The following is a 12,111-nucleotide window of genomic DNA, read 5'->3' on the forward strand; positions in this document are numbered from 1 at the left end:
GACCGGTTTGGGCGTGGGCGGCCGCTGTGTGTTTTGCGCAGGTAAAGGAGGAGCCCGCGCAGCGGGCGGGGGACACGGAGCAAAACACACAGCGGCCGCCCACGCCCCAACCGCGCCCACAAAAACAAACAACCATGGCAAACAACCCAACAGACCTAGACCGCATAGACCTCAAAATCCTGACCTGCCTGCAGGAAGACGGCCGCGTCTCCAACCTCAAGCTGGCAGAGACCGTGTCTTTGTCCCCCACCGCAGTTTTGGCCAGGGTCCAAAGACTCACCAAAGACGGCTACATCCTCGGCTACGAGGCAAGGCTCAATCCGCTGAAGCTTGGTGCCGGCATGATGGTGTTTGTAGAAGTGCTGCTGGACCGCACCACCCCCAACGTGTTCGAAGCCTTCAAAGCCGCCGTGCAAGTGCGCGGTGAAATCATGGAATGCCACATGGTGGCCGGCGGTTTTGACTACCTGCTCAAGACCCGCATGGCCGACATGGCCGCCTACCGCGACTTTGCCGGCACCGTGCTGTGGCAACTGCCTGGCGTGCGCGAAACACGCACCTACCCTGTGATGGAAGAAGTCAAAAACACCACGCAACTAAGCTTGTTTTAGGCACCCGTACACGCGCGTGCGAACTGATACATGTCTGATACAACGACCCAACCCCGCTCCCTATAATTTGTTCAAGGGAAAACCCCAGCACCCTCAAAAAGTGCTACCGCGTTAGGCCCAATAGGCCTATAACAACGCTTTGCTCCACACTTGGACCACCACTTTATGCGCCATGCACTGTTTGTCTTGTTTGCAGCAGCCACCCTGAGTTGCGGGGTATCTGCACAAGGCTTCAAGTTCTCCAACGAAGACAACGCCGACCAGCAGCGCGAAGCGGAAACCCAGGCCAGGGTACAAGCCATACTGGCCAGCCCCTGCCGCAGCAAGATCAAGAACCAGAAGGTCATGGTGCTGATTGGTGAAAGCCGCGATGGCTACATCCAGGCAGCCCAGTCCAGCTACGGCGGCCATTTCGATGCACTCAACGCCCGCCTGCAGCGCATGGGCCTGAAGACTGTGACCCAGGCGCAGATCAAGGCGCAGGTAGCACAGGCTGAGATCGATGCGTATTTCAAAAACGACCCGGATGCCGCTTTAAGCGCATCCAAACGCCTGTCGGCCCAGTACATCCTGCGCGGATTGATCTCCAGCGAAACGGCGTATAACCGGATCGTGCGCGTCAACCAGGTCAACATCCGCATGAACTTCACGCTGACCGACGCCAGTGGCCGAACGGTGGCGCAGGCCAGTGCCGAGAATGCCAGCTACGCGGGCATGGACACGTCAGGCATGGCCCTGACCCTGATCAACGAGAAGGCCGACGCAGTGGTCGCGCAGTTGTACAGTGACTATTGCCGCATTGGCGGCTAGCCACTGCTTTTGGTAGTGTGTACGCTACGGCCCAACAAGGCAGTGGGTGCAGTCAGATTTCTATTTTTGGAGTTATGTCGATGAGCCAACGTTTCAACAACACCGCCCGGGGCGCAGCTGTTTCCGCCCTGCTGATTCTCTGCGCACTGGGTAGCGCCGTGCAGGCACAGCCCACTTTTGGCAATCCATCGCCCACCGCTGGCACTTCCACATCCAACCAGGCCAATGCCGCCGCGGATGCCGCCGCTTACCAAGAGGTGCAGTACACCAACCGCAATGTGCGCGGCCCAGCACTGGTCGTCATCCCCGGCGAAATCAAGAGCAACAACGCGACGTTCACGCAGCGCTTCTTGCCGAACAACATTGCCGACTTTGCGGAACTGGAATTGTCCAACGCCAACTTTGGCGTGCTGGAGCGCACCAACCTGGGCCCGCTGATGAATGAGATTTCGCTGGCCTACAACCTGGGTGACCCGGCTGCAGCGCGCAAGACCATGCAGATGGGCAAGCTCAAGACCACGAAGTGGATCGTCAAGTTCGACATCCTGAAGGCCGAGCAGATTGCCCAGAACCAAAAGGGTTTCGACGGCCGCGCGATTGGTGGACTGCTCTCAGCCTTTGGCGGCAGTGTTGCAACATCGGTTGCAGGCTCGGTGACCGGCTCCGTACAGACCGGTGACTCCACCGGCGTATGGCTGATTGGCATGCGTTACAAGATCATGGACGCCAACACCACCGAGCAGGTCGCGCAGGGCTACAAGGACCTGAAGATGGAAGTCGGCGCCACCGGTACCAGCGTGCTGGGTGTATCCAGCTCGGCCAAGGGCGGCGTGGGTCTGGACACCATGGTCCAGCGCCTCGTGCAAACCCTGGTCTGGGACATTGACGCCAAACTCAAGTAAACACACGCTACACGCATGGCCTCCACGCCCTTCGCCTTCCGTCCTTCGCTGCACACCACACCATGACCAATCTCACCAAACTTGGCAAATACGCCATCCGCCGCGAGTTGGGCAAGGGTGCGATGGGCATCGTCTATGAGGGTTTCGACCCGGTCATAGAGCGCACGGTCGCCATCAAGACCATACTGCCGCAGCAGCTCAGCGTGGACGAAGCCGGCAACGTGCTGGCACGCTTCAAGCGCGAGGCGCAGGCCGCCGGCCGGCTGAACCACCCCGGCATCGTCGCGGTCTACGACTACGGCGAAGTGGTCGTAGACGACGACCACACCATGGTGGCTGGCGAAGCAGCAGACAAGGCGCGCCAACGCGTCGCCTTTATTGCGATGGAGTTTGTCAAGGGCAAGGAACTGCGCGAGTTCTTCGAGGCCAATGAGCGCTTTGCCCTCAAAGACGTAGAGCGCCTGATGGGCGAGATCCTGGACGCGCTGGCCCACGCCCATGCCAACGGCGTCGTGCACCGCGACATGAAACCCGCCAACCTGATCGTGCTGGCAAACGGCAAGGTCAAGGTTGCCGACTTTGGCATTGCACGCGTCGAGAAGTCCGAGTTGACCCAGGTTGGCACCGTGATGGGCACACCGGCCTATATGTCGCCCGAGCAGTTCATGGGGCAGCCGGTGGATGGACGCAGCGACATCTTTTCCTGCGGCGTCATCCTGTACCAGTTCCTCACTGGCGAGAAGCCCTTCACCGGAAACTCCACGACCATCATGTACAAGGTGCTGCACGAGGAGCCCTTGGCACCCTCGCTGCTGAACGTGGCCCTGCCTGCGGCTTTTGACGTGGTCGTGCGCAAGGCCATGGCCAAGAACCCGGACGATCGTTACCAGACCGCGCAGGAGTTTGCGCAGGCCATCAAGACCACGCTGAGCGCGGCACCAGCCAACGCCATCGGTGGTAGTGCAACGGCGGCCGCAGCTGCAGCGGACCCGGATCGCACCGCGCTGAGCATGCCGCCGCAGCCTTTGGCTAACCCAGGCTCCAAGGCCAGCCCACCGCCTGTGTGGGAGCAATCTGCCGTAACGACTCCTGCCGCGGTTGCCAAAAGCAAATCCAATGCTGCCCTGATTGCGGCAGTAGCCGTAGTGGGAGCGGTAATTGTGGGTGGCGGTGGCTATATGGCCACTCGCGGCAAACCAGCAGACGGCGGCAACCCTGCCATGTCGCAACAGGCGAACAACAGCAGCGGCAACGTAACATCGGCGGCGGCAACCATTCCCTCTGCGGCAACGCCTGCGCCCACCGACATTGCGCTGGAGCCGGGCACCATGGTCATCAGCGCCATTGGCTTAGTGGACCCCAAGGACGCCCGTTTCAATGGCGATGCAAATGCCGCGCAAAGCGAATCGCGCGCGGACGCCATGCGCCAGCTGGTCGAAAAAGCCGTCGCCCTGTATGTGGAAAAGGACTCCATCAACAAGAACTATGCGGTGCTGGATCGCAAGCTTTTGTCGCAGCCCAACGCCTTCATCAAGACCGTCATCCAGGAAGGCGCTGCCGCCACCGGCAAGGACGGCCTGGTAGAGACCGAGGCCCGGGCAGTGGTGCGTGTGCGTGACGTGCAGAAGTCACTCAACCAGTTGTCCAAGGACGAGCGCATCGAATTCATCCGCAACAATGGTGACCCCAAGGTATCCATCCTGATGGCCATTCGCAATGCAGACACCACGCAGGCCCTGCCTGCCGAGCGCTCCATGGTGGCCGAGAATGTGGTCAAGGAACGCATCAAGTCCTTTGGTTTCCGGGTCTGGTCGGCCGATGGCGAGGTCAAGGCCGGTGCCAAGGTGCAGCCGTCGGACTTTCAAATCGAGGGTGAGGTCAAGCTCAAAGTCTTGTCTGCCAAGCTGCCGGCATCGGGGCTGACCATCAGCAAGACGGCGCTGACCTCATGGACCGTCAAGGCCATCGACAAAGCGACTGGCGAAGAGGTCTACCTGAACACCGTCAACCCCACGGGCAAAAGCTGGGGTTCGGAAGACCTGGCGCTGTCGGAGATCGGCAAGATGGTCGGCGATGAGTTTTCCAAAAACTTCTTCCTTGAACACTTCAATTTCAACGCCCAAAAAGTCAACCTGAACATTGCCGGCCTGCCCGACAAGCAAAGTGCCAAGCTGCTGCTGCGCGAGTTGCGGGGCTTCCGCCAGGTGCTGGACGCCCAATCGACGTCCGACAATGGCCAGTACCAGCTGCAGTTGGCCGACGGCAATGCCAGCGAGCTGATCAATGAGGGCGTGCTCAAACCGCTGAATACCAAGATGGGCCAGGCCTGCTTTGCGCTGGCCGGCTCCAATGGTGCGGATGTCAATGTGAGCTTCTCAGCGGCCTGCTCCGAGTCTGCTGTACGCAGCAAGCTCGATGCCCTGCCACCGGCCGGATTGCAGAGTGCACCTGGAGCGCGTGGCAAGCTGGCCAGCAAAACCACCTGACCTCCGCCGCGAAAGCGCCCAGCCCGCAGGGGAAAACTAGCCACTTGGGGGGGGGCCGCGACCTGCACAGCGGCCCAGCGTTGGGTGCGCAGCCTTACCCGAGGATCGTGAAGGTCACAAACTCGGAGTCGGGGAGCTTCACGGACCGCCCAAAGCCGATGCGACCCCTGCCACGCAACATGATTTCTTCGCGCCGCAACAGCACTTCAGCCTCATCGGCAATGACGACCGACGTACCATTGGTGCTTTGGTCAATGAGGAAAAACTTGTCCCGCCGGCATTCGATGCGGGCATGCTGGCGCGAGGCATTGCGATCGGCAATGACAATATCGCAACTGGCGTCCCGCCCCAGCACAAAGGAGGCGTGGGCGGTGTCCACAACCCAGGCGCGGTCCTGCATGCAGTGCTCCAGGCGCAGCGATACGGTCTTGCTGGTGTAGGCCAGCGACGAGGTGGTCATGGTCAGCTCCTCACCGCCCTGCCAGATGACCTCGCTGACCGCGACATCATCGCCCTTACCCTTGACCGCCAGAGCCGCGATATTGCGCGTGGACAGTTGAAGCATGTGCGACATGCAGGCCACGGTGGCGCCGGTCGTGATGATCTGGGCGCCCTTGGCCAGCCCGGCCATGCGGGCCGCCACATTGACCGTATCGCCGAAGACGTCACCGTTCTCTTCAATGACCGGACCGAAGTGAAAGCCTATGCGCACGCTGCGCTTGACCTGGGAAACCTCGGGCAAGGCCGTAATCTTGTGGTGCATGTCGGTGGCAGCCAGGCAACCGGCGTCGGCACTGGGCAGCACACACATGATCTCGTCGCCGATGGTCTTGACGACGCGGCCGCCGTATTGCACTGCCACGCTTCGCAAAACCGCCAGGCAGTCGTCAATCATCTGCTTGGCCGTCGTATCGCCGAACCTGTCATACAGTTTGGTGCTGCCCACCACATCGGCAAACAGGACTGCCAGATTGGCTGTAGGGCGCACCGACACAGGGCTGGAGATACCGGCAAGCACGGTCTCTCCGGGGGCAAAGTGATGTGGGTCTGTGTTGGCCATAGGCTTGGCAGCAATTCTATACAGTGATTGCCCGCAAAGGCGGGCGAATACCAGCTGGCCCATTCCCAAACGGAGCAAGCTTTGCCACAATCGCCGTTTTAAGGGGAAAACATGAAAGTGCAACTTGGTATCGCAACGCTCCTGCTGGCAGCCACTGCGGGCTACGCCAGTGCTCAAACGATGAAACCCGGCCTATGGGAAATCAGCACGCAGATGCATGGCGGCGGCTCCAGTGAAATGGCCGAAGCGATGGCCCAAGCGCAAAAGCAGATGGAAAGCATGCCCCCCGAGCAGCGCAAGATGATGCAGGACATGATGGCCAAACGCGGCGTGCAGATGGGTAGCAATGGCGCGGGCGGCATGAGCATCAAGATCTGCCTGACGCAGGAGATGGTCGAACGCAACGAGATGTCGGTCCGCAACCCCAATCACAACCAAACCGATTGCACGCAAACCAATAGCCCGCGAAGCGGAAACACCATGCAGTTCGCGTTTGTCTGCACCAAGCCTCCCAGCAGTGGCGAGGGCCAGTTCACTTTCACCAGCCGTGAGGCTTACAGCATGAAAATGACGTCCACCAGCCTCGTCAAAGGCCAGCCGACCAAGATGGACATGCAAACCGACGGCCGTTGGCTGGGCGGCGATTGTGGTGCGGTCAGGCCGATTGAGATGCCGAAGAAGTAAACGATGTAGCGGCGGGCCGAGCAAGACACGCGACCCGCCGCCGGGCCGCCCCCAAGGCGGGTCAGCCCCTTTGGGGGGCAGCGACCCGCGCAGCGGTGGAGCGTGGGGGATGTCGATCCCCGAAGATCGCGCTGCCCACACGCACCATCGTAGAGCCGCTGGCGATGGCGGCCTCCAGGTCTGCGCTCATGCCCATGGACAGAGTATCCAATGGCATTTGGGCTGCTTTCAAAGTATCGAATAGGGCTGTAGCCCTCGTGTAGAGCGCGCAAGCAGCTATAAAATCAGGAGCAGGCTCGGGGATGCACATCAATCCACGCAGACGCAACCGGGGCAAGGCGGCGACCGCTTGGGCCAAGCCCAAGGCTTCTGATACCGCCACACCGGACTTGTTGGCTCCCCCATCCACATTGACTTGAATACATACCTGCAACGGCTCCAGATGCGCGGGCCGCTGCTCGCTCAGGCGTTGGGCAATCTTCAGCCGGTCGATCGTGTGGACCCAATCGAAGTGTTCGGCCACCAGCCGCGTCTTGTTGCTCTGGATGGGGCCAATGCAGTGCCACTCTAACGGCAGCTGGCGCAATGCCTGGATTTTTTCCACTGCCTCCTGGATGTAGTTTTCGCCAAAGGCTGTCTGCCCGGCTGCGTGGGCCTGTGCAACCGCATCCGCGCCGAAGGTCTTGGAAACCGCAAGCAAGGCCACGGCATCCGCTGCCCGCCCGGCCTGCGTGCAAGCGTGTGCAAGTCGGGTTCGAACGTGATGGAGATTCTCGGCAATCATAGTCATAATCAGTCTAGCGTAACAAACGAAGAACTTGCGGGACAGACCTTCAGCTCTGTCCCCAACTGACTAGGGGAAACTCCGTGGACATTACCCAACTACTGGCGTTCAGCGTCAAAAACAAGGCTTCCGACTTGCACTTGTCAGCCGGCCTGCCCCCGATGATCCGGGTCCACGGCGACGTGCGCCGCATCAATGTGGAGGCGCTGGACCACAAGCAGGTGCACGGCATGGTGTACGACATCATGAACGACGGCCAGCGCAAGCATTACGAAGAATTCTTGGAGATTGACTTTTCGTTTGAGATCGACGGCCTGGCGCGTTTTCGCGTCAATGCCTTCAACCACAACCGCGGTGCCGGTGCGGTGTTTCGAACCATTCCCAGCAAGATCTTGTCGCTGGAGCAGCTCAATGCGCCTAAGATTTTTGGCGATTTGGCCCTGAAGCCGCGCGGCATGGTGCTGGTCACTGGCCCCACGGGCTCGGGTAAATCCACGACGCTGGCCGCGATGGTGAACTACCTTAACGAGACCGAATTCGGCCACATCCTGACAGTGGAAGACCCGATCGAGTTTGTGCACGAGTCCAAGAAGTGCCTGGTCAACCAGCGCGAAGTGGGGCCGCACACGCTGTCGTTTGCCGCAGCGCTGCGATCCGCTTTGCGAGAAGATCCGGACTGTATTCTGGTCGGCGAAATGCGCGATCTGGAAACCATTCGCCTTGCTATGACGGCCGCTGAAACCGGTCACTTGGTGTTCGGCACGCTGCACACCTCCAGCGCGGCAAAGACGATTGACCGGATCATCGACGTGTTCCCAGCAGATGAAAAGGAAATGGTACGCGCCATGTTGTCCGAATCACTACAGGCCGTTATTTCGCAAACGCTGTGCAAGACCAAGGACGGCCAAGGTCGCGTCGCTGCCCACGAGATCATGCTGGGCACCAGCGCCATCCGCAACCTGATCCGCGAGGCCAAGGTGGCACAGATGTACTCATCCATCCAGACCGGTAACAGCGTAGGCATGAAGACACTGGACCAGGATCTGACGGAGCTGGTCAAGCGCAATGTGATCAGCCCCGCCGAAGCACGCGGCAAGGCCAAGATTCCGGAAAACTTCCCAGGGTAGATATGACCCCACGGTCACTCACTCCGTGTGTTCCCTGCCCCCCATGGGGCCGTGTTTCCCTTGGGGCGGCCCGGCCGGGAATGGGCGCACACTCCGGTAATGATTTAGAAAGGTAGGTGTTCTATGGAACGCGATCAAGCCACGAAATTTATCAATGACCTGCTCAAGCTGATGGTCGGACGCAACGGCAGCGATTTGTTCATCACCGGGGACTTTCCGCCGGCGATCAAGGTCGATGGCAAAGTGACCAAGGTGTCGCCGCAGGCGCTGACGGGTGTGCACACCCTGTCGCTTGCGCGTTCGATCATGAATGACAAGCAGGTGGCGGATTTTGAGCGCACCAAAGAGAGCAATTTCGCCATCTCGCCGCCCGGCATCGGGCGCTTTCGCGTGAACGCCTTCATCCAGCAGGGCAAAGTCGGCATGGTGCTGCGGACCATTCCCATGGTCCTGCCAACCATTGACGGCCTGGGTGTACCCCAGGTGTTGAAGGAAATCGCCCAGTCCAAGCGTGGCCTGTGCATCATGGTGGGCGCTACCGGCTCTGGCAAGTCCACCACGCTGGCGGCCATGGTGGACTGGCGCAACGACAACTCCTATGGCCACATCATTACGATTGAGGACCCGGTGGAGTTTGTGCACATGCACAAAAACTGCGTGGTGACACAGCGTGAAGTCGGCCTGGACACCGATAGCTGGGAGGCGGCGCTGAAGAACACCCTGCGCCAGGCTCCCGATGTGATTTTGATGGGCGAAATTCGCGACCGTGAAACCATGGAGCACGCGGTGGCCTTTGCCGAAACGGGTCACTTGTGCCTGGCGACACTGCACGCCAACAGCGCCAATCAGGCCCTGGACCGCATCATCAACTTCTTCCCCGAAGAGCGCCGCGCCCAGCTGCTGATGGATCTATCATTGAATCTGAAGGCTCTGGTATCCCAGCGTTTGATACCCAAGCAGGATGGCAAAGGCCGCGTGGCCGCGGTCGAGATCATGCTGAATTCACCGCTGATTTCGGACCTGATCTTCAAGGGCGACGTGACCGAAATCAAGGAAATCATGAAGAAGAGCCGGCAAGCCGGCATGCAAACCTTCGACCAGGCTCTGTTCGACATGTACGAGAAGAACCAGATCACTTTTGAAGATGCGTTGCGCAATGCGGACTCGGTCAACGACCTGCGCCTGCAGATCAAGCTCAACAGCCAACGTGCCAAGTCGAGTGACTTGGCTGCGGGCACCGAGAACTTCGCAATCATGTGACAGACTGGCCCCCACGCTCCGCCGCTGCGCGGGTCGCTGCCCCCCCCTAGGGGGTTAATTTCCCTTGGGGCGGCCCGGCGAGAAATTGCGGCCCCCACGCTCCGCCGCTGCGCGGGTCGCTATTCATTAACCGATTGACTCCATTTCTACGATGCCCACGACCAATAGCAAAACCTACGAAGCCACTCCCCCAACCCGCGTGGCCTTTCTGGGCCTGGGTGTGATGGGTTATCCGATGGCAGGGCACTTAGCTCTGGCCGGGCACCAGGTCACGGTCTACAACCGCACCGCTAGCAAATCGATAGCATGGTGTGGAGAGTTTGCGAGGGCTAGCAACGAAAATTCCATAAATGCCCATGCCGCAACGCCACGCCAGGCAGCCCAGCAGGCCGATATCGTTTTTTGCTGCGTCGGCAACGATGATGATTTGCGCAGCGTCACACTCGGGCCCGATGGTGCATTTGCCGGCATGCAAGCGGGCGCCATCTTTGTGGACCACACCACCGCGTCGGCCAGCATAGCCCGTGAGCTCAACACCGCCGCGCAGCAGCGCGGTCTGCACTTCGTCGACGCCCCGGTTTCCGGCGGCCAAGCCGGCGCGCAAAACGGCATGCTGACGGTTATGTGCGGTGGCGAGCAGGCGGCCTTTGACCGGGCACGCCCAGTGGGGATGGCGTTCGCCCGCGCCTTCACGCGTCTGGGCGACAGTGGAGCTGGTCAATTGGCAAAGATGGTCAACCAAGTCTGCATAGCTGGACTGGTTCAGGGCCTGAGCGAAGCCATTGCGTTCGGTGACCGTGCGGGACTCGATATGAACCAGGTACTGGATGTGATTGGCAAGGGTGCGGCCCAGAGCTGGCAACTCGACAACCGCGGCAAGACGATGGTGGCTGACACATTCGACTTTGGATTCGCCGTCGACTGGATGCGCAAGGATCTGGGGCTTGTATTGGACGAAGCCAAACGCAATGGCGCCCGCTTGCCCGTGACCGCTCTGGTAGATCAGTTCTATGCCGACGTGCAGTCCATGGGCGGGAATCGCTGGGACACATCCAGCCTGATCAAACGGCTGAAATAACGAGACCCGCCTGAGAGCGGGTCTTTGGGGGGCGCGGGAAAGGTGCCTTGCGTGATTGCTTGGAAGCTTATCTGGACATCGTTGCCGACATGCGGGCCAGCTCGTCTTCAGTGATAGTTTCCAAAATGCGGACTACGCGCTGCACTCCGGTTGTCGCGCTGATGATTTCGGTGGCCCGGGCGGCTTCGCGCGCAGTCACACGACCCATGACGTAAACAGTGCCACGCTCGGTTGTAATCTTGAAGGCTGTGGAGTAAAGGTCTTTGGCATCGACCAGTGCCGCCTTGACACGACCAGTGACCAGCGAATCGGACGAGCGCTGTGTCAACGTGGAATTGCCCGATACCACCAGTTCGTTGACGATATTGCGTACGTTGTCCACTCCGGAAACGATCTGCTCGGCCAACTGCTTATCCTGCGCAGACGCTACTTCGCCAGTCAACAAGACCTGGCGGTTGTAGCTCGTGACATTCACGTGTCCACGTTCGCCCAGATTTTCGCGGATTCGGCTGGCGGACCGCAGCTCGATGCCCTCGTCTTCAACCACGGTTCCGGTGGTGCGCCGATCGGCCGCCACCATGCCGGTTACCACGGCTCCGCCCATTACCAAGGGAACGCAGGCGGTCAGAGGCCCCAGCGCGCTACCCAGCAAGAGCAGCGCCAGGCCGGTGTGTCGTATGGAAAATTTCATTTAGCAGGTTCCTGTTCACCCAATAGCTGGGCATCGACCGCATCGCAGATGCAATGCAAAGACAATATGTGCACCTCTTGGATGCGGGCAGTGCGCTCATGTGGCACACAGATGTGTACGTCTGTATCGCGCAGCAACTGGGCCATCTTGCCGCCGCCCCGTCCCGTCAGGCCCACCACCACCATCTCGCGCGCATGGGCCGCCTCAATGGCAGCCAAAACATTCGCCGAGTTGCCGCTGGTAGAGATAGCCAAAAGGACGTCTCCAGGCGAACCCAATGCACGCACCTGGCGAGAAAAAATGACGTTGAAATCGTAATCGTTGGCGATGGCGGTGAGAATAGAGCTGTCGGTGGTCAGCGCAATGGCTCCCAGCTCGGGGCGCTCCCGCTCGAAGCGGCCCACAAACTCAGCCGCAAAGTGCTGGGCGTCTGCGGCAGAGCCCCCATTTCCACACGCCAAAACTTTGCCGCCGCTGGTCACACAGGTCAACATGGCCTGCACTGCCGCGGCAATGGGTTTGCTCAGGGTCAGCGCCGACTGGTATTTGAGGTCAGCGCTGTCGATAAAGTGTTGTTGAATTCGTTGTTCAAGCATGGGGGGCGATGATACCGCGCTA

General features: G+C 60.1%; 12 protein-coding genes. 8 read left to right on the plus strand and 4 right to left on the minus strand.

Annotated features, from left to right (window positions below):
- The first annotated feature begins 134 nt into the window (after positions 1–134).
- The 4 genes from AC097P_RS01325 (at position 135) to AC097P_RS01340 (ending at position 4,809) form a co-directional block, all read left to right on the plus strand.
- Entirely contained in the window at positions 135–611 is a 477-nt protein-coding gene (locus AC097P_RS01325; protein WP_479608560.1) for an Lrp/AsnC ligand binding domain-containing protein, read from the plus strand.
- 150 nt (positions 612–761) lie between these two features.
- Positions 762–1,421, plus strand: coding sequence for a hypothetical protein (locus tag AC097P_RS01330; protein ID WP_479608561.1), 660 nt, complete (start codon positions 762–764; stop codon positions 1,419–1,421).
- 80 nt (positions 1,422–1,501) lie between these two features.
- On the plus strand, positions 1,502–2,323 hold the full coding sequence (locus AC097P_RS01335) for a hypothetical protein (protein WP_479608562.1): 822 nt from the start codon (positions 1,502–1,504) through the stop codon (positions 2,321–2,323).
- Between the two features lie 62 nt (positions 2,324–2,385).
- Positions 2,386–4,809, plus strand: coding sequence for a serine/threonine-protein kinase (locus AC097P_RS01340; RefSeq protein WP_479608563.1), 2,424 nt, complete (start codon positions 2,386–2,388; stop codon positions 4,807–4,809).
- Between the two features lie 94 nt (positions 4,810–4,903).
- Here AC097P_RS01340 and AC097P_RS01345 read toward each other — a convergent pair whose 3' ends face one another.
- Complete coding sequence (locus tag AC097P_RS01345) at positions 4,904–5,869, minus strand: adenylate/guanylate cyclase domain-containing protein (protein WP_479608564.1); 966 nt, start codon at positions 5,867–5,869, stop codon at positions 4,904–4,906.
- A 111-nt stretch (positions 5,870–5,980) separates the two neighbouring features.
- Here AC097P_RS01345 and AC097P_RS01350 point away from each other — a divergent pair, with 111 nt between their 5' ends.
- Positions 5,981–6,553 carry a DUF3617 domain-containing protein gene (locus AC097P_RS01350; RefSeq protein WP_479608565.1) on the plus strand — a complete coding sequence of 191 codons (573 nt, stop codon included), beginning with the start codon at positions 5,981–5,983 and terminating at the stop codon, positions 6,551–6,553.
- A gap of 61 nt (positions 6,554–6,614) precedes the next feature.
- Here the strand turns inward: AC097P_RS01350 and AC097P_RS01355 are convergent, their stop codons facing one another.
- Positions 6,615–7,343, minus strand: coding sequence for a YggS family pyridoxal phosphate-dependent enzyme (locus AC097P_RS01355; RefSeq protein ID WP_479608566.1), 729 nt, complete (start codon positions 7,341–7,343; stop codon positions 6,615–6,617).
- A gap of 77 nt (positions 7,344–7,420) precedes the next feature.
- Here AC097P_RS01355 and AC097P_RS01360 point away from each other — a divergent pair, with 77 nt between their 5' ends.
- From AC097P_RS01360 to AC097P_RS01370, 3 genes are all read left to right on the plus strand, one after another.
- The gene (locus tag AC097P_RS01360) at positions 7,421–8,464 is read left to right on the plus strand and encodes a type IV pilus twitching motility protein PilT (protein WP_479608567.1); all 1,044 of its coding nucleotides are present in this window, start codon (positions 7,421–7,423) and stop codon (positions 8,462–8,464) included.
- A 123-nt stretch (positions 8,465–8,587) separates the two neighbouring features.
- A complete protein-coding gene (locus tag AC097P_RS01365; RefSeq protein ID WP_479608568.1) occupies positions 8,588–9,724 on the plus strand; it encodes a PilT/PilU family type 4a pilus ATPase in 1,137 nt (378 codons plus the stop codon).
- A gap of 151 nt (positions 9,725–9,875) precedes the next feature.
- Positions 9,876–10,802: an NAD(P)-dependent oxidoreductase gene (locus AC097P_RS01370; RefSeq protein WP_479608569.1), complete on the plus strand. Its 927-nt coding sequence runs from the start codon at positions 9,876–9,878 to the stop codon at positions 10,800–10,802.
- Between the two features lie 67 nt (positions 10,803–10,869).
- On the opposite strand, the gene AC097P_RS01375 is transcribed toward AC097P_RS01370, so the two are convergent.
- Positions 10,870–11,493: a BON domain-containing protein gene (locus tag AC097P_RS01375; RefSeq protein WP_479608570.1), complete on the minus strand. Its 624-nt coding sequence runs from the start codon at positions 11,491–11,493 to the stop codon at positions 10,870–10,872.
- Positions 11,490–12,089 carry a phosphoheptose isomerase gene (locus tag AC097P_RS01380; RefSeq protein ID WP_479608571.1) on the minus strand — a complete coding sequence of 200 codons (600 nt, stop codon included), beginning with the start codon at positions 12,087–12,089 and terminating at the stop codon, positions 11,490–11,492. Before AC097P_RS01380 ends, AC097P_RS01375 begins: the two co-directional genes overlap by 4 nt.
- Positions 12,090–12,111 lie beyond the last annotated feature (22 nt).

It is taken from the genome of Rhodoferax sp. ZS1R8 (assembly GCF_056521325.1).

Bases quoted from the DNA above. Each gene is read 5' to 3' on its own strand.
- AC097P_RS01350 (WP_479608565.1), top strand. From the start codon at position 5,981: ATGAAAGTGCAACTTGGTATCGCAACGCTCCTGCTGGCAGCCACTGCG.
- AC097P_RS01345 (WP_479608564.1), bottom strand. From the start codon at position 5,869: ATGGCCAACACAGACCCACATCACTTTGCCCCCGGAGAGACCGTGCTT.
- AC097P_RS01375 (WP_479608570.1), bottom strand. From the start codon at position 11,493: ATGAAATTTTCCATACGACACACCGGCCTGGCGCTGCTCTTGCTGGGT.
- AC097P_RS01370 (WP_479608569.1), top strand. From the start codon at position 9,876: ATGCCCACGACCAATAGCAAAACCTACGAAGCCACTCCCCCAACCCGC.
- AC097P_RS01325 (WP_479608560.1), top strand. From the start codon at position 135: ATGGCAAACAACCCAACAGACCTAGACCGCATAGACCTCAAAATCCTG.
- AC097P_RS01355 (WP_479608566.1), bottom strand. From the start codon at position 7,343: ATGACTATGATTGCCGAGAATCTCCATCACGTTCGAACCCGACTTGCA.
- AC097P_RS01340 (WP_479608563.1), top strand. From the start codon at position 2,386: ATGACCAATCTCACCAAACTTGGCAAATACGCCATCCGCCGCGAGTTG.
- AC097P_RS01365 (WP_479608568.1), top strand. From the start codon at position 8,588: ATGGAACGCGATCAAGCCACGAAATTTATCAATGACCTGCTCAAGCTG.
- AC097P_RS01335 (WP_479608562.1), top strand. From the start codon at position 1,502: ATGAGCCAACGTTTCAACAACACCGCCCGGGGCGCAGCTGTTTCCGCC.
- AC097P_RS01380 (WP_479608571.1), bottom strand. From the start codon at position 12,089: ATGCTTGAACAACGAATTCAACAACACTTTATCGACAGCGCTGACCTC.